16 protein-coding genes are annotated in these 16934 nt (G+C 70.9%); 6 read left to right on the plus strand and 10 right to left on the minus strand.

What is annotated here, in order from left to right; translation table 11 throughout:
• Positions 1 to 15: 15 nt before the first annotated feature.
• The 5 genes from PA27867_RS13685 to PA27867_RS20705 form a co-directional block, all read right to left on the minus strand.
• Positions 16 to 912: an ABC transporter substrate-binding protein gene (locus PA27867_RS13685; RefSeq protein WP_066597208.1), complete on the minus strand. Its 897-nt coding sequence runs from the start codon at positions 910 to 912 to the stop codon at positions 16 to 18.
• Between the two features lie 227 nt (positions 913 to 1139).
• The gene (locus tag PA27867_RS13690) at positions 1140 to 2165 is read right to left on the minus strand and encodes an iron-siderophore ABC transporter substrate-binding protein (RefSeq protein WP_157109236.1); all 1026 of its coding nucleotides are present in this window, start codon (positions 2163 to 2165) and stop codon (positions 1140 to 1142) included.
• Between the two features lie 66 nt (positions 2166 to 2231).
• Positions 2232 to 3101: an ABC transporter ATP-binding protein gene (locus PA27867_RS13695; RefSeq protein WP_084021158.1), complete on the minus strand. Its 870-nt coding sequence runs from the start codon at positions 3099 to 3101 to the stop codon at positions 2232 to 2234.
• On the minus strand, positions 3101 to 4204 hold the full coding sequence (locus tag PA27867_RS20700) for a FecCD family ABC transporter permease (protein ID WP_157109237.1): 1104 nt from the start codon (positions 4202 to 4204) through the stop codon (positions 3101 to 3103). The genes PA27867_RS13695 and PA27867_RS20700 overlap by 1 nt, the downstream gene beginning before the upstream one ends.
• Positions 4201 to 5277, minus strand: a complete 1077-nt coding sequence (locus PA27867_RS20705; RefSeq protein WP_236900713.1) for a FecCD family ABC transporter permease — start codon at positions 5275 to 5277, stop codon at positions 4201 to 4203. The genes PA27867_RS20700 and PA27867_RS20705 overlap by 4 nt, the downstream gene beginning before the upstream one ends.
• Before the next feature lie 198 nt (positions 5278 to 5475).
• Here PA27867_RS20705 and PA27867_RS13710 point away from each other — a divergent pair, with 198 nt between their 5' ends.
• On the plus strand, positions 5476 to 6342 hold the full coding sequence (locus tag PA27867_RS13710; RefSeq protein ID WP_066597209.1) for a PhzF family phenazine biosynthesis protein: 867 nt from the start codon (positions 5476 to 5478) through the stop codon (positions 6340 to 6342).
• Positions 6343 to 6564: 222 nt separating this feature from the next.
• Here PA27867_RS13710 and PA27867_RS13715 read toward each other — a convergent pair whose 3' ends face one another.
• A complete protein-coding gene (locus PA27867_RS13715) occupies positions 6565 to 7563 on the minus strand; it encodes a sulfurtransferase (protein WP_084021160.1) in 999 nt (332 codons plus the stop codon).
• 175 nt (positions 7564 to 7738) lie between these two features.
• On the opposite strand from PA27867_RS13715, the gene PA27867_RS13720 reads away from it, so the two are divergent.
• Together PA27867_RS13720 and PA27867_RS13725 are read left to right on the plus strand one after the other, a co-directional pair.
• The gene (locus PA27867_RS13720) at positions 7739 to 8947 is read left to right on the plus strand and encodes an MFS transporter (protein WP_066597210.1); all 1209 of its coding nucleotides are present in this window, start codon (positions 7739 to 7741) and stop codon (positions 8945 to 8947) included.
• Positions 8948 to 9057: 110 nt separating this feature from the next.
• Positions 9058 to 9876 carry an aldo/keto reductase gene (locus PA27867_RS13725; protein ID WP_066597212.1) on the plus strand — a complete coding sequence of 273 codons (819 nt, stop codon included), beginning with the start codon at positions 9058 to 9060 and terminating at the stop codon, positions 9874 to 9876.
• A 90-nt stretch (positions 9877 to 9966) separates the two neighbouring features.
• Here the strand turns inward: PA27867_RS13725 and PA27867_RS13730 are convergent, their stop codons facing one another.
• From PA27867_RS13730 to PA27867_RS13745, 4 genes are all read right to left on the minus strand, one after another.
• Positions 9967 to 10953: an aldo/keto reductase gene (locus PA27867_RS13730; RefSeq protein ID WP_066597215.1), complete on the minus strand. Its 987-nt coding sequence runs from the start codon at positions 10951 to 10953 to the stop codon at positions 9967 to 9969.
• Between the two features lie 41 nt (positions 10954 to 10994).
• A complete protein-coding gene (locus PA27867_RS13735) occupies positions 10995 to 11783 on the minus strand; it encodes a GNAT family N-acetyltransferase (protein WP_066599970.1) in 789 nt (262 codons plus the stop codon).
• Positions 11784 to 11895: 112 nt separating this feature from the next.
• Positions 11896 to 12780, minus strand: a complete 885-nt coding sequence (locus PA27867_RS13740; protein WP_066597217.1) for an alpha/beta fold hydrolase — start codon at positions 12778 to 12780, stop codon at positions 11896 to 11898.
• A gap of 24 nt (positions 12781 to 12804) precedes the next feature.
• Positions 12805 to 13017, minus strand: coding sequence for a hypothetical protein (locus PA27867_RS13745; RefSeq protein WP_066597220.1), 213 nt, complete (start codon positions 13015 to 13017; stop codon positions 12805 to 12807).
• Positions 13018 to 13180: 163 nt separating this feature from the next.
• Between PA27867_RS13745 and PA27867_RS13750 the strand changes: the two genes are divergently transcribed.
• The 3 genes from PA27867_RS13750 to PA27867_RS13760 all read left to right on the plus strand — a co-directional run bounded on the left by PA27867_RS13750 (position 13181) and on the right by PA27867_RS13760 (position 16902).
• Entirely contained in the window at positions 13181 to 14098 is a 918-nt protein-coding gene (locus PA27867_RS13750; protein ID WP_167550845.1) for a DUF4349 domain-containing protein, read from the plus strand.
• Between the two features lie 10 nt (positions 14099 to 14108).
• Positions 14109 to 15302, plus strand: a complete 1194-nt coding sequence (locus tag PA27867_RS13755; RefSeq protein ID WP_066597221.1) for an acyl-CoA dehydrogenase family protein — start codon at positions 14109 to 14111, stop codon at positions 15300 to 15302.
• Between the two features lie 67 nt (positions 15303 to 15369).
• The gene (locus tag PA27867_RS13760) at positions 15370 to 16902 is read left to right on the plus strand and encodes a threonine/serine ThrE exporter family protein (protein ID WP_066597223.1); all 1533 of its coding nucleotides are present in this window, start codon (positions 15370 to 15372) and stop codon (positions 16900 to 16902) included.
• Positions 16903 to 16934: the final 32 nt, after the last annotated feature.

The following is a 16934-nucleotide window of genomic DNA, read 5'->3' on the forward strand; positions in this document are numbered from 1 at the left end:
GGCGTCTTGCCGGGGTTAGCCGTTCGCGGCTGCGTTGATCGTGATCTCGGCCACGCCACCGTCGGTGACACCCCAGGCATCAAGAATGGCCGTGTAGCTGCCGTCGACGACCATGGACTGCAGTGCTGCCTGCACGGCGGCGGTCAGGTCGGAACCCTTGGCGACGACCATGCCGTACGGGGCCTCATCGAAGGTGCTGCCGGCCGCCTGCAACTTGTCACCGGTCTGGGCGATCGCGTACAGCGTGACCGGGGAGTCGGCGCTGAGGGCGTCGGCCTGGCCGAGCACGACCGCGTTGGCCACGTCGGCCTGGGTGTCGAACTTCAGCTTGTCGATCGGCGGCTTGCCGGCGGCGACGCAGGCGTCGCTCTTGGCGGGCACCTCATCGGTGTCTTCGTAGGTGGCGGTCTGCACGGCCACCTTCAGGCCGCAGGCGTTGTCGGGGTCGACATCCGTGCCCGTGGCCGACGCCCACTGGATGCCGGCGTTGTAGTAGTTGACGAAGTCGACCTGCTGCTCGCGCTCGACGGTGTCGGTGAAGGAGGAGGCGCCGATGTCGGCCTTGCCGCCGGCGACGCTCGGGATGATGTTGTCGAACTTCGCGACCTGGAATTCCGCCTCGAGGCCGAGCTTGGCGGCGATGCCGGTGGCGAGCTCGATGTCCCAGCCGATGGGGTCTCCGGCCTCGTTCTTGAACTCGTTCGGCGCGTAGGTCGGTTCGGTGCCGATGATGAGGGTGCCACGATCGGCGACCTCGGCCGGGACCAGCGCTGCCGCCGCGTCGTCCTTCACGATCGCGGCAGCCGTGCTCGCGGCGGACCCGGACGTCGCGGGCGTCGAGTTGTCGACGCATCCGGTGAGCGTGAGCGCCGCTACGGCGGCGAGGGCGGGGAGAACGTATTTAGCGCGCATGGCACAACCTTTTCGTGGGTCTCGAGGCCTCACGGGATCGAGTCGACTGAGCGGTCCGTGAATGGTTCGACTGGAGCGAGCCTGAGAATCCCTGCGCTGGGATGCGGCTCGTACGATCGCGGCTTCGGGATCAGTCGAAACGGACGCGTGTCAAGGTTATCGCGCTCCAGGCAGCACACTGCGCCCGGCCGAATCCGGCCGGGCGCTGGCTCGTGCGAGCGGTGGTGCTACTTGGCGGCGTCCGCGGCGAGGGCTGCGGTGGAGAGCAGGTCGACGTAGTCATCGATGCCCCAGGGCAGCGAGAGGCCGGTGGGCGGCGACACCGAGGAGATGAAGGCCGCGCCGACCGGGGAGGCCACAGCGCCGGACTGCACCTGCGGCATGACCTGGGCGTAGCCGGCGCTCAGGAACGCGTCGGACTCCTCCTGGGTGGCGCCGAAGTTGACCAGCACGTCACTGGAGAGCAGGTCGAGCTGCTCGTAGCTGAGCGTGTAGTAAAAGGAGGACTCGCCGTTGGCGAGGGTGGCGACGCTTGGAGCGCTGGTGAAGCCCAGGTCGGTGGCGAAGGTCACGCGCGGGTCGGCATCCGTGTAGACGTAGAAGACTCCGCCGCTGTCGGAGGTGAGCGCGACGGACTTGCCGGCGAATTCGGGGTGTGCGGCGGCCTTCTCGGCGATGGTGGCGTCGATGTCGCTGAGCAGCGTGGTGGCTTCGGTGGACTTGCCGAGGGCCGTGCCGGTGATGGTGATCAGCTCGCGCCAGTCGGTGGACCAGGGCTCGTCGGGGTAGGCCACGACGGGGGCGATGTCGCTGAGCAGCTCGTACTGCTCCTCGGTGAGGCCGGAGTACGCGGCGAGGATCACGTCGGGCGCGGCGGCCGCGATCTCTTCGTAGGGCGGCTCGGTGGAGTCGGAGAGCACCGTGGGTGTCTCGACGCCCTGTTCGTCGAGGGCCTCGGAGATCCAGGGCAGCACGCCCTTGTCGTCGCCGCCGTAGGCCTGGAACGGGATTGCGACGGGGATGACGCCGAGCGCGATGGCGTCGTCGGCGCTGCCCCAGCCCCAGGTGACCACGCGGGTGGGTTCGGTGTCGATGGTGGTCTCGCCGAAGGCGTGCTCGATGGTGACCGGGAACGCATCGCTGCTTGCGCCGTCGGTGGCCGTGTCGGTGGCGGGCGTGGCGGAGCATCCGCTGAGCGTGAGGGCGGCGATGGCCGCGGCGGCGGCGAGCACGGTGGTCAGACGTCTGGGCACAGGTAACTCCGGTTCTGGAAAAGGAAGGCCGCCCGTGATTAGGGTAGCCTCACCTAATATAGCGGGTCAGACGGTGCCGTGGAACCGTCCGACGGGAACGATCATCGGGGACCCGCAGACCGGGTCGGCGATGATGCGCGCGGTGAGCCCGAACGCCTCGAGCACCACGGCCTCGGTGAGCACCTCGGCGGGCGGCCCCTCGGCGATGATGCGGCCGGCGCGCATCACCACGAGCCGGTCGGCGTACCGGGCGGCCAGGTTGAGGTCGTGCAGCACCATCACCACGGTGGTGCCCTGCTCGTGGTTGAGCTCGTGCAGCAGGTCGAGCACCTCGATCTGGTGGGTCACGTCGAGGAAGGTGGTGGGCTCGTCGAGCAGCAGGATGTCCGGCTTCTGGGCCAGGGCCATGGCGATCCACACCCGTTGGCGCTGTCCGCCGGAGAGCTCCTCCATGCGCCGCGGAGCCAACTCGAGGGTTTGGGTGGCGGCCATCGCCGCCGCGACGATGGCGTCGTCGGTGCTCGACCAGTGCCGGAACCAGCCCTGGTGCGGGTAGCGTCCGCGGCCGACGAGGTCAGCCACGCCGATGCCGTCGGGGGCGACGGGCTGCTGCGGCAGCAGGCCCACGATCGTGGCGACCTGCTTGCTGGGCAGGCTCGCGATGTCCTGGCCGTCGAGGGTGACGGTGCCGGACTGCGGCGGCAGCAGCCGGGCCAGTCCGCGCAGCAGGGTGGACTTGCCCGACGCGTTGGCGCCCACGATCACGGTGACCGCGCCGGGTTCGATCGCCAGGTCGAGGCCGTCGACGATGCACGCGCCGTCGTAGCCGAGGCTGAGGCCGTTGGCGGTGAGTTCGTGGCGGGCGGATGCGGCGGGCGCGGCGACGGGGCCGGGTGCGGCGGCCACGGTGGCGGGCTGGTCGGTGGGCTGGGGCATCAGGCTCCCTTTCCGATTCGGTTCTGGGTGGCCAGCAGCCAGAGCAGGTAGGGCGCGCCAATGGCGCCGGTGATGATGCCGGCCGGCAGGTCGAGCGACCCAGGCAGCAGGTGCTGGGCGGTGAAGTCCGCCACCGTGGTGATGAGCACGCCGATGAGCGCGGCCGGCACCAGGGCGAGACTGCCCGTGGCGACGAGGCGGCGGGCGATGGGGGCCGCCACGAACGCGACAAACGCGAGCGGCCCCACGAAGGCCGTGGCGAGGGCGGCGAGGGCCACGGCGACCACGAGCAACGCCAGCCGGGATCGCTCGGCGCGCACGCCGAGGGCGCTGGCGGAGTCGTCACCGAGCTGGAGCATCCGCATCCGCCCCGCCAACACGGCCACACCCGGCAGCAGCACCGCGAGGAAGGCGGCCAGCACCACGATCTCGGGCCAGCGCGCGCCGCTGACGCTGCCGACGAGCCAGGTGAGGGCGTCCTGCGCGTTGCGGAGGTCGGCTCGGGAGAGCAGGTAGCCGAGCAGGCCCTGCACCATGAACGCGACGCCCACGCCGATGAGCACGAAGCGGTAGCCGGCCACGCCCCCGCGCCAGGCCAGCAGGTAGATGGCGCAGGCCACCACCAGCGCGCCGCCGAACGCCATGAACGAGGTGGCCACGCTGCCCAGGCCCAGCACGAGCATGCCGAACACCGCGGCGGCGCTCGCTCCCCCGGTGACGCCGATGATGTCGGGGCTGGCCAGCGGGTTGCGCAGCACGGTCTGGAACAGGGCTCCGGAGACCGCGAACGCGACGCCCACCAGGATCGCCAGGGTGAGCCGCGGGAGCCGCAGCTTGAAGACGATGAAGTTCTCGCTGGTGGTGCCCTGGCCCACCAGGGTGCGCAGCAGGTCGGGCACGCTGAGGTTGTAGGCGCCCACCATCAGGCTCACGGCAGCGACGATCAGCACCAGAACGGCCAGCACCAGCGCCACCCGGCGCTCCCGGCGGTGCCGCACGGCCCGGGCCAGGACCAGCGGGGCTGCGGCATCCGTGCCGGGGGTCAGGTGGGCGGCTCCGGTGCGCGGGCCGGTGCGCACGGATGCTCCGCGGCCGGCGCTCACAGGCCGGCCAGCTTCACGCGGCGCACCAGGGCGATGAGCATCGGGGCGCCCAGGAAGGCCACGACCAGGCCGGCCTCGATTTCGCCGGGCGGGGCGATCACGCGTCCGAGCACGTCCGCGGTCAGCAGCAGCACAGGGCCGAGCACCGCGGAGTAGAGCAGGATCCAGCGGTAGTCCGGGCCGGTGAAGCGGCGGGCGATGTGCGGCACGGCCAGGCCCACGAACACGATCGGGCCGGCCAGCGCGGTGGCGGACCCGCAGAGCAGCACCACGGCGACGGCGCAGACGATGCGCGCCGCGACCAGGTTCTGGCCGAGGCCGCGCGCCAGGTCGTCGCCGAGGGCGAGCGCGTTGAGCATCCGCCCGGCCAGGACGCACAGCAGCACTCCGACGCCGACGAACGGGGCCAGCTGCAGGGCCGAGCCGAGGTCGCGGGCCACCAGGGAGCCGGCCGACCAGAACCGGTATTTGTCGAAGGCCGCGGAGTCGCCGAGAAGCACGATGGTGATCAGCGAGGTGAGCGACGCGGTGAGCGCGGTGCCGGCCAGCGCCAGCTTCACCGGGGTGGCGCCCTCGCGGCCGAGTGACCCGATCACGTAGACGATCACCGCCGCGACGAACGCGCCGGCGAAGGCGAACCAGACGTAGCCGAGGGCCGAGCTGACGCCGAACCAGGCGATGCCGGCGACGACGAACAGTGAGGCCCCGGCGTTGACGCCCAGCAGGCCGGGGTCGGCGAGCGGGTTGCGGGTGATGCCCTGCATGAGGGCGCCGGCTAGGCCGAGCGCGAGGCCCGCGAGCAGGCCGATGGCGGTGCGCGGCACACGCAGGTCGAGCACCACGGTGTGGTCGGTGAGGCTGAGGTCGGGGCGCAGCAGCGCGTCCAGCACCGTGCCCAGCGGGATGTCGCGGCTGCCCACCACGAGCGAGGCGGTGACCGCGACCACCAGCAGCACCACCGCGATCAGGAGGCCGGCCAGCTGCCGGCGGCGCGGCATCCGCAGGGCCTCGGTGGGCAGGGCCGAGCCGCGAGCGGGCGCGCCCGTCATCCCGGCCTGTGCTGAGGTAAGCATTACCTAAGTATGACAGCCCGGCCTGGCCAGCGACCCTTCCCGGCGGCCGCATCGCAGGCAACCCACGCCATGACTGGCCCACTTTCGCTAGTCGGATGCCCCTCCCGACTAGCAATTCCGGGCCAGTCTGGGCGGGAAGCATCCACGAGTTACGAATTGGCCTGGGCGCGCACTGATTACCCCTGCCAGCATGGAGTCATGACCGTGCCCGTGCTGCGCCTTGCCGCCTTCACCGACCCTGCCCGCACCGATGCCTCCGCCGGGGGCAACCCGGCCGGGGTCGTGCTTGACGCGAGCGCACTCGACGAGGCCGCGATGCAGGCGATCGCCGCCGAGGTCGGATACGCCGAGACCGCCTTCGTCACGGAGCGCTCGGTCGGCGGCGACCCGCGGCACAGCCGACTGCGCTACTTCTCCCCCGTGGCCGAGGTGCCGTTCTGCGGGCATGCCACCGTCGCCACCGCCGTGGCGCTGGCCCGCCGCGACGGGGTGGGCGCCCTCACCTTCGAGACCAGCGTCGGCCCGATCACCATCCAGACCGGGGCCACGGATGCCGGCCTCACCGCGTCGTTCACGAGCGTCGACCCGCAGGTGCGCCCCATCGCACCCGAGGTGCTCGCGCGGCTCCTGGAGTTGCTCGGGGCCACCCCGTCGTCGCTGCACCCCGGGTACCCGCCCCGGCTGGCTTTCGCGGGCAATTGGCATCCGGTGCTGGTGTTCTCGTCCCAGACCGAGTTCGACGCCTTCGGCTTCGACCCCGCGGCCATGCGCGCACTCATGGACGAGCAGGGCTGGGCCGGCACCGTGACTACCCTGGCGGTGTTGGGAGACACCGAGTTCGAGGCGCGCAACTTGTTCCCGGTCGGCACCCTCACCGAGGACCCTGCCACCGGATCGGCCGCCGCCTCGGTGGGCGGCTACCTGCGCGAGCTCGGGCTGGTACGCCCGCCGACCCGGGTGGTCATCCACCAGGGCCGGCACGTGGGCCGGCCGAGCCTGCTCCTGGTGGACGTGCCCGCCACCGGCGGCATCGTCGTGAGCGGCGCCGCCACGGAGATCGCCTGACCTGGTTAGGCCTCGCGGCGCAGGAAGAACCTCGCGGCGCATCCCTGGCTCGCAGCACGCGAAAGTGCTCGCAGCGTGCGAAAGTGCTCGCAGCGTGCGAAAAGCAGCGTATTACCGCACGCTGCGAGCACTAATGCACGCTGCGAGCGCCACTGCACGCTGCCCACTGCGACGGTCATCACGTGCTGCGAGACGCATCGTGCGCGAATGAAATGCTCCGGACTAGTGGCCGGGGGCGTCGCCAGTCGCGACGGGCCGGTCGGGCATGTTCGACCACTGCGACCAGGAGCCGGGATACAGCGCCGGAGCGAAGCCCGCGAGCGTGAGCGCCACCGCCTCGTGCGCCGCCGTCACCCCGGATCCGCAGTACACGCCCACGTCGAACCCTGCGTCGGGCACCGCCGCGGCGCCACCGGATGCGTCGGGCCCAGCCTCCGTCTCGTCGCCATCCGCTGCGCCAGACGTCGTTCCCACCGGTGAAGCGGGGGCACCAGCTGACGCGAGCTCCCCGACCCGCCCAGCCGCCGCATCCGCCCCGGGCCAAGCGCGCACCCCGAGCGCCTCGAACCGCGCACGCAGCTCGGCAGCCGGCAGGAAACGTCCGTCGGCGTCGAGGTTGCCGCCCGTCGGCGCGTTCACCGCACCGGGGATGTGCCCGGCGCGAGGGTCGATCGGCTCGGAGTCGCCCCGGTAGCGTTCGGCAGCGCGGGCGTCGAGGAGCACGCCGTCCTGCGCGAGCGCGGCCGCGGCATCCGCGTCGAGCGTGGGCAGCGCGCCGAAGCCCAGGGTCACCGAACCCGGTGTCACCGGCTCCTCGCCCTCCACCACGGGAAGGCCGTCCGCGCGCCAGGCGCCGAGCCCGCCGTCGAGCAGGCGCACGTCGCGCACACCGGCGTTCCGCAGCAACCACCAGGCGCGGGCGGACGACATGTTGCCCAGGTCGTCGTAGACCACGACGGTATCACCGTCGTTCAGGCCCCATCCGCGCGCCGCGGCCTGCAGATCATCCGGTGCGGGCAGCGGATGCCGACCATCGGTCGGTTCACCGTGCCCGGCCAGCTCGGTGTCGAGGTCCACGTACACGGCTCCCGGCAGGTGACCGCGGCGGAACTCCGTGCGGCCGGGAGGGCCGCCGAGCTTCCACCGCACGTCGAGGATGCGCGGGGCGGGCCCGACGACGAGGAGCGCGGCCAGATCCGCCGGCGTGATCAGAGTGTGCACCCGTTCACGTTAGCCGTAGCCGGCGGCTCTTCGGTGGGCGACCCGGCGACCTGGCAGACCCGGCAGACCCGGCAGACTCGGCGGAGCCCCCACCCGTTACCGCGCGCCCGCCCCTCCACCGACCTCGGCATCCCGCGATACGCCGAGCCCCACTCCGGCCGTAGACTGGACGGTTGTGAGCAGCTACTGGACCCTTCTGAAAACTCCGGGCGTTGCCCGTCTCATCGGAGCCCAGCTCACCGCCCGATTCCCGTTCGGGATGCTCTCGCTGGCATTCCTGATCCACATCGAGAAGCTCTTCGATTCCTACGCCGCGGCCGGGCTCGTTCTGGCCGCCATGAGCATCGGCCAGGCCATCGCGGGCCCGCTCACCTCCCGACTGATGGGCCGCCTGGGCATGCGCCCGGTGCTCATCGTCACCATGGTCATCTGCACCGCGTCGATCGTGGCGATGGCCCTCGTTCCGCTGCCGATCATCGGGCTCATGATCATCGGCTTCATCGCCGGCCTGTCGATGCCGCCCATCCAGCCGGCCGTGCGCACCATTTACCCCAAGGTCGTCAACTCCCGCCAGCTCACCCCGCTGTTCTCCCTGGATGCCTCGGCGCAGGAGATCATCTGGGTGCTCGGCCCGGTCATCGCCACCTTCGTCGCCATCCAGGTCAGCACCACCGCGGGCATCCTGCTCGCCGCGTTCTTCCTGGTCGCCGGCGGCATCTGGTTCGTGGCGCTGCCCGAGGTGGGCCGGGTACGCATCCCCCGCAGCCGCCGCAAGCTCGGCGTGGTGCTCAAGAAGCCCGAGGTGCTGCTCAGCACCGTCGTGGGCTTCATGCTCGTTGCCGCCTGCGCCGCCGTCGAGGCCGGCGTCGTCGCCGTGTTCGGCCACGGCAGCGCCAACGCCGGCTGGGTGCTGGGCATCTTCGCCGTCGGCTCGCTCATCGGCGGGCTCGCCCTCGGGCACCTCCCGATCGGCCCGTGGGCACTGGCCAGCCGGATGCTCATCGTCACGATCGGCCTGGCCGTCGCGGGCCTCTTCCTGAACTTCTGGTGGCTCTCCGGTGCACTGCTCATCGCCGGCATCGGCATCGCGCCGTCGTTCGCAGTGCTGTTCGGCATCGTCTCGGCGAGCGTCAAGTTCAGTGACACCGCCGAGGCCTACGGCTGGATCGGCACCGGCCAGCTCATCGGCGCCGCGCTCGGCTCGGCCCTGGCGGGCTTTGCGATCGACCACTCCGGCGCCGGCGCGGCAATCTACGTCGCCGCCGGGTTCGCCGCGCTGGGCACGCTCATCCCCGCGCTCGGCCGCCGCTGGCACCCCGACCTGCGCGGACGCGATGTGAGCCCCATCCCCGACACCGAGCCCATCAGCATCCAGGTCTCCTAGTCCCCTCCCGCGAACCTTGAGCAAAGCCCGGGATTTTCGGGATTTTTGGGGCTGTGCTCACAGTTCGCGGAACGGGGCGGGGACACAGCGGGGGCGGGTTTAATGGGGGCATGGAACATGCTCTGACGCTCAACGACGGTCACGTCATCCCCCAGCTCGGACTCGGCGTCTACAAGATCCCCGACGACCTCGCCGCCGGCACCGTGCAGATCGCACTGGAAGACGGTTACCGGCACATCGACACGGCCGCGCTCTACGCCAACGAACGTGGCGTCGGCGAGGGCCTGGCCCGGGCGGCGCTGCCCCGCGACGAGGTCTTCGTCACCACCAAGGTCTGGAACGACCGGCACGGCTACGACGAGACCCTGCGCGCCTTCGACGAGAGCCTGGCCAAGCTCGGCCTCGACTACGTCGACCTCTACCTGATCCACTGGCCGGCACCTCAGCAGAACCGGTACGTCGAGACCTACCGCGCGCTCGAACGCTTGCGGGCGGATGGCCGCGCCCGGTCGATCGGGGTCTCCAACTTCCACCCGCACCACCTCGACCGGCTCCTCGCCGAGACCGACATCGTGCCGGCGGTCAACCAGATCGAACTGCATCCGTGGCTGTCGCAGACCGAGACCCGGGCGTACAACACCGCCCACGGCATCCTCACCGAGGCCTGGTCGCCGCTGGCCAGGGGCCGTGCGATCGGCAACGCCACCCTCGACGCCATCGGCGCCCGGCACGGCAAGTCCGCCGCCCAGGTCGTGATCCGTTGGCACCTCGAGCTCGGCAACGTGGTGATTCCCAAGTCGGTGACGCCGTCGCGCATCCGGGAGAACCTCGACGTCTTCGACTTCGCCCTGGATGCGGCCGACCGGGAGGCCATCGCTCGGCTCGACGCCGGCGAACGCACCGGAAAAGACCCCGACGACCTCGACTGACCCTCGCGACCACACCACGAACTATGAGAAAAGCACGCCTCCGGGGCTCGGAGGCGTGCTTGAGTCACAGTTGGCGGGAGGGGTGGCGGGTTACCAGCGGTGGTGGATGGACTCGCGCAGCAGGCGGTCGTAGATGGACTGCACGCCTTCCATGAACTCGATGGGCAGTGCCGGCACGGCGCCGGCGGATGCGTTGCCCTCAGCCTGCTTCACCGACCGGGCGCCGGGGATCACCGAAGACACCCCGTCGATCTGCGCCACCCAGGCCAGCGCGGCCTGAGCCGGTGTGAGGCCTTCCGGCACCAGGGCGGCGAACTCCGCCGCCGCGGCCAGGCCGGTCTCGTAGTCGACACCGGAGAAGGTCTCGCCCACATCGAAGGCGCTGCCGTCGCGGTTGTAGTTGCGGTGGTCGTTCTCGGCGAACACCGTCTCGCGGGTGTACTTGCCGGTGAGCAGCCCGCTGGCCAGCGGCACCCGGGCGATTATGCCCACGCCCGCGGCGCGTGCGGCCGGCACGACCTCGTCGAGCGGCTTGAGCCGGAAGGCGTTGAGGATGATCTGCACCGTCGCGATGCCCGGCCGGCTGATAGCCTCCAGCGCCTGCGCGCAGGTCTCCACGCTCACGCCGTAGTTGGCGATGACGCCGTCGTCGACGAGGGTGTCGAGGGCGTCGTAGACCTCGCCCGACTCGATCACGGCGCTCGGCGGGCAGTGCAGCTGCACCAGGTCGAGGGTCTCGGTGCCGAGGTTGCGGCGCGAGCGCTCGGTCCAGGCGCGGAAGTTGTCGAGGACGTAGTTCTCCGGCAGCTGCTCGAGGCGGCGGCCCATCTTGGTGGCCACGGTGATGTCCACGCCGGGGGCGCCGTGCTCGAGGAAGTGCCCGATGATCTGCTCGCTGCGTCCGTCGCCGTAGACGTCCGCGGTGTCGAAGAAGGTGACGCCGGCATCCACGGATGCGGCGAGCACGGCGGTGGCGTCGGCCTCGGTGACGTCGCCCCAGTCGGCGCCCAGCTGCCAGGTGCCCAGTCCGATGACGGAGACGGTGCGGCCGGTTCTGCCCAGTGTTCTCTTATCCATAGGGCCAGCCTAACGACGGGGCCTGACAGAACCCGGTCGACTTACCGGGTCCAGTTGTACGGCGTGGTCGTCGACACCCGGAGGAGCCCGGACCGCTCCAGGATCGGCCGCGAGTCCTCGGTGGAGTCGCTGTGCACGAACTTCTTGCCCAGCGCGAGCGCGGAGCGGGCACGAGCGGCCGTCAGGGCGCGGTAGATGCCGCGGCCTCGGTAGGCCGGGAGGGTGGCGCCGCCCCAGATGCCGACGAAGTCGGTGCCGGGGACCGGCTCGAGGCGGCCGCCGCAGACGATCCGGCCGGCGGTCTCCGCCACCCACAGTTCCATTCCGTCGTCACGGGCGAGGCGATCAAGCAGGGCCTGGGCCATCCGGGTGTCGACGGCCTCCCCGAACGCTTCATCGACCGCCGCGCTCATTGCGCGCACGTCGGCCTCGGCGGTGATCTGCCGCAGGGTCACGCCGGCGGGTGTGGGAGCGTTGCGGCACAGGGCCTCCAGCGGGCCGATCATGATCGACTCCGGCTCGTCGGCGGAGAACCCGTTCGCCAGCAATGCCTCGTGCAACCCGGGTGCCCGGTCGTGGCCGCGGGTCTTCCACTCCGCGGTCGTAATCTCCCGGTCGGCTCGGAAGTGCTCCAGCGCCTCCCCCACCAGACCCGCGATCGCCGCTTCATCGGCACCGTCAAGATCCTGGTAGGTGATGAAGCCCCGCCCGCCGGAGAAGGTCACCAACCGGAGAGGGCCCAGTCGGGTGACGCTGAGGGCGCTGGGCGTTTCGGCATCGGTGCGGAGTTGAGCGTCGTAGGCCTGCAGGTAATCCGTGGCTAGTGTCATCGGGTCCATGCTGACAGCACGCCGGTCCCCCGGCAACTCGCAACTCGGTCCAGGAACCTCGATCGAGGCGCCGTTCACGGCCCGGACAAGCGGCCCGGGCACTCAGGACGTCTCAGCCCGCCACCGCAGCCGTCGTCGGACCGCCCGGGGTGTCGGTCGCCGGGCCGGGCGTACCGTCGATCACCCGCACCAGCACCTTGGCGATGCGGCTGCGCACAATATGGTCGTTGGCCTCCACCCGGTGCGTGGTGACGTGCCGCATCCGCTCGACCACCCGGAGGCTGCCGGGCGCCACGAAGGCGTCGAGGGCCCCGTAGATCAGATCGACGGGCACGTGCAGACTGGCGATGTCGCTCACCATGGTCTGCGACTCGATGCAGTGCTCGAGTGACTTCACGAACGGCGTCCAGTTCTCCGCGGTGAGTTCCAGGATGCCCTTGGGCAGCAGGCGGGCCAGCACGGCGGCGTTGGCGAGGGTGAAGTCCTTGTTCGCCCGCAGGAACTCGTAGGCGCGCAGGTACGCGGTGACCCGGGCCCGCACCCACGGGTCGCCGATGTCGGTGGGTGAGAGGTAGATCGGCGGGCCCACCAGGATCAACCTGGAGACCCGGCTGCCCGAGGGGGAAAACCAGCGTCGCTCCGAGGCGTAGCGGGTGGCGATGAGGCTGCCCAACGAGTGGCCGACGAGCACGAACGGCTCCCGCAGCCTGAGGTGCTGGATGGTCGCGGCGAGCGCCGCGACATGATCGTCGAGGGTGTACTCGCAGCCGGCCGGTTTCGGCGAGGCGCCGTGGCCGAGGATGTCGACGGTGATGACCCGGTGGTTCGGGGCGAGCAGCGGAACGACCTTGCGAAAGGTGACCGCGGTGGAGGCGATGCCGTGCACCAGGATCACGACCGGGCCAGAGCCGGTGTCGGAGTGGACGTTCAGACGCGGGGCCCGGCGCCGACGGAACCATCCCGTCGGCGCCGGCCCCTCACCCTCGCTGGGCGGCATCAGGCAGCGTCTGCTCCGCTGTGTCTAGCGCAGCTCTTCCTTGTAGTCGTTCTTGGCCTTCGTGGCGTCACGCTCGGCTTCGGCGCGCTTCACGTCGCCCTCGGCCTTCTTCACCTCGGCGTCCGCCTTGACCTCGTCGACCTTGTCGGAGACGCGTTCCTTGGCGTCTTCGGCGGCTCGTCCGATCTTCTGGCCGGTGGCCGCGAGGGCATCTTTGGCGTCGTCTGCGAATCCCATGGTTCCTCCTAGAACACGAACTGAATCGGTGATCGGGCATTGGCGCCGCACGATTCCGGCGCCTCTTCGAGCGTACGACGCCGGTCCCGGCCGAGACTCGATTGTGATCCGACTCCCAGAATCCACCCAGATTCCGGATGCGGCCCGACCCTACAGTGGGGCCATGAGCCACACCCCGGAGACAGTCAGCCCGGCCACGAGCAGCACGGCCGGCGTCCGCGCGCGACGCCGCAGCCCGCGCCTCGGCCTGGCCGCCGGGGTGATCCTGGCGGCCGTCCTCCTGGCCGGCTGCACAACGTCCACCTCCGACAGCCTGGGACCCCAGTCCGCCGAGTCGATGGATGCCGGCACCGTGCCCGGCCAGCTGGTCGCGCCCGGCGAGGCTGCGGCCGGAGATGCGGCCACCGCCGACCGGTCCGTCATCACGACCGGCTCGGTGTCGGTGACAGTGGAGGACCCGATCGGCGCGGCCGAGGACGCGGTGACCATCGTCGAGGAGGCCGGCGGCCGCGTTGACTCCCGCACCGAGAACCCCAAGACCGAGAACCAGCCCGCGAGCGCGAACCTGTCGCTGCGCATCCCCGCCGGCGACCTCGACCGCACCCTCGACGAACTCCGCGCCCTGGGGACCGTCAACTACGTGTCGCTGAACGCCTCCGACGTCACCCAGCAGAGCCAGGACCTCGACGCCCGCATCACCGCACTGAGCACCTCGGTCGACCGGCTGCTCGCGCTCATGACGCAGGCCACGAGCACCACCGACCTGGTCGCCATCGAGGGCGAGCTCTCCACCCGTCAGGCGGAACTGGAGAGCATGCGCTCGCAGCGCGACTACCTCAGCGATCAGGTCGAGTACTCCACCGTGAGTCTCGAGCTGTACTCCACCGGCACCGTCGCCCCCGGCGCCCCTGACAACTTCTGGACCGGCATCGTGGCCGGCTGGAACACCCTCGTGGTGGCTCTCGGCGGCCTCTTGGTGGGCATCGGATTCGCCCTGCCGTGGCTGGCGATCGTCGCCGTCTTCGGCGGGATCGTCTTTCTCATCGTGCGCCTGTTCACCCGCAAGGGAAAGGCTACGTAGGCTTGCAGGTGTGACAGAGTCTTCCCGCCCCGCAGCGCCATCCCCCGCCGGCCCACCGGCGCTGCTCGACGACGAACTCCTGGCCCGCATCCGTGCGCGCGCGGCGGCCCACGACGCCGCCAACACCTTCCCGTTCGACGACGTCACCGAACTCGCCGAGGCCGGCTACCTGCGCGCCCTGGTGCCCACCCGCTTCGGCGGGCTCGGCCTCACCCTGCCGCAGCTGGCCGCCGAACAGGCCCGGCTCGCCGCGCACGCCCCCGCGACGGCACTGGCCGTCAACATGCACCTGGTCTGGACCGGCGTCGCCAAGGCGATGCACGACCGGGGCGACACCGCCCTCGACTTCGTCCTCACCGAGGCCGCCGCCGGCGCGATCTTCGGTTTCGGGGTCAGCGAACCCGGCAACGATCTGGTGCTGTTCGGGTCGGGCACGGATGCCGAACCCCAGCCCGACGGCGGCTACCGTTTCACCGGTACCAAGGTCTTCACCTCGCTCTCCCCGGTCTGGACCAGCCTGGGCACCATGGGGCTGGACTCCAGCGACCCCGACCGGCCCCTGATCGTCTGGGCGTTCCTCGACCGCGCCGAAGCGGGCATCACCCGGTCCGACGACTGGGACACCCTGGGCATGCGCGGCAGCCAGAGCCAGACCACCCGGCTCGACGCGGCGTATGCGCCCGCCCACCGGGTTGTGCGCAAGCTCCCGCCCGGCCCGGTGGCCGACCCGCTGATCTTCGGCATCTTCGCCACGTTCGAGATCCTCCTCGCCTCCGTGTACACGGGCCTGGCCCAACGGGCACTCGAGCTGGGCGTCGAGGCGGCGAAGCGACGCCGGTCGGCCAAGAACGACGGTCGATCGCTCAGCCAGGACCCCGACATCCGTCGCCGCATCGCGAAGGCGGCGATGCTGCTGGACGCCCTGTACCCGCAGATCGACACGCTCTCCCGCGATGTGGACGCCGTCATCGACCACGGACCGTTCTGGTTCGCCCGGCTTTCCGGCCTGAAACACCGGGCGGTGGAGAGCGCGAAAGAGGTGGTCGACCTCATGGTGCGCGTGAACGGCGGCGCCAGCTACTTCACCGGCGACGAGCTCGGCCGGCTCTACCGCGATGTGCTGGCCGGGCTGTTCCACCCGTCCAACGCCGACTCCGCCCACGCCACCGTGGCCGCCGCCTGGCTCGGTCCCCTCGATGAGTGAGCGCACCCGTCCGATTCCCACCCGCATGACCGATCCCCGAAGTGTTGAAGTTGTCCCGTTGACTGCTGTGCCCCCGACCACCCCGCCCGTGACCGCGCCGAACCCTACCCCCACCGAACCGGTGAACGTCGCCCGCACCCCCTACCGGGCGCCGCACCCCACCACTCCGCGACCGGTCACCACGAGCATCCCGATCCTCCGCGCAGACGCCAGCGGCATCGCCGCCGTGCGGGCCTACGAGGATGCGCCGAGCACCTCCACGATCGCCGTTCCGGTAATCGACATCGCCGCGTACACCCGCTCGGTGCTCGACCTCACGATGCGGCTGGCGGAGGTGATCTTCGCGTCGGGCGCCGGCGCCGAGGACGCCACCGCAGCCATGCACGCGCTCACCCGCGCCTACGGGCTGCGCGGCACCGACGCCAACATCACGCACACCATCATCACCCTCACCCACGAGGACCAGTCCACGCACGAGGCCATCTCCCGCAGCCGCGACGTGAAGTACCGCACCCTCAACTACGCCAAGCTGACCGCCACCTCCGAGCTCATCGCCGATCTCATCGAGGAACCCACGGATGTCGCCGAGGCCCGCAAACGCCTGGCCACCATCGTCTCCTCCAAGCCGCAGGTTCCGCCGCTGTACCGGCGCTTCGGCTGGAGCCTGGTCGGGGCCGGCGCCGCCGCGCTGATCGGCGGTGGCCCGATCGTGGTCCTGGCCGCCTTCGTCGCCGCATTCGTGATCGACCTGCTCACCACCGCGCTGGACAACCGGCGGGTGCCGTTGTTCTACCAGACCGTCGTCGGCGGGGCCATCGGGCCGCTCTTCGCGGCGTTCGTGCCCCTGGTCGACCCCACCGCCACCCCGTCGCTCGTCGTCGTCGCCACGATCATCATGCTCCTGGCCGGGGTCACCACCTTCGGAGCCGTGCACGACACGCTCTCCGGGTTCTACCTCACCGGCACCGCGCGGTTGATCGAGGCGCTGCTCATCACCGGCGGCCTGGTCGCCGGGGTCGCCGGATCCTCACTGCTGCTGGCGCGGTTCGGCCTCGACCTGCGCATCAACGCCGATGTCTCCCCCACCCTGGGCAACCTCGCCATCCAGCTGGTCGCCGCCGTGGTGATCGTGGTCGGCTTCGGACTGGCCACCCAGGTGCCCTGGCGGGCGGTCTGGGTGGTGTCCCTGCTCGGTGCCGTGGCCGAGGCCATCTACCTGGGCGCCACGAACTCCGGGTTCGGGCTGGTCTGGTCCTCCGGAGCGGCCGCGATGGGGGCAGGGCTGCTCGCCGCGGTCGGCGCGCGCATCGTGCGCACCCCGCCACTGGTGATCATCGTCTGCGCCCTGGTGCCGCTGGTGCCGGGCCTCGCGCTGTTCCGCGGGCTGCTGCAGATGTCCGACGGCGACATCAACGGGCTGCTGAACCTGCTCACCGCCGGCGCGATCGCCGTGGCGCTGGCGGCCAGCGCCATCCTGGCGCAGCTGATCGTGCAGTACGTCTGGGGTCCGGGCCGGCGCCTGCAGCGCCGCTTCGTCGGTCCGCTCATGGCCCTGCCCGTGCGGTTGGGCCGCAACCCCGGCCCCGGCACCCGCATCTGACCCGGCCCCGGGCGCAGAAGGGCGTCGCACGG

It is taken from the genome of Cryobacterium arcticum, assembly GCF_001679725.1.
Classification (GTDB): Bacteria; Actinomycetota; Actinomycetes; order Actinomycetales; family Microbacteriaceae; genus Cryobacterium; species Cryobacterium arcticum_A.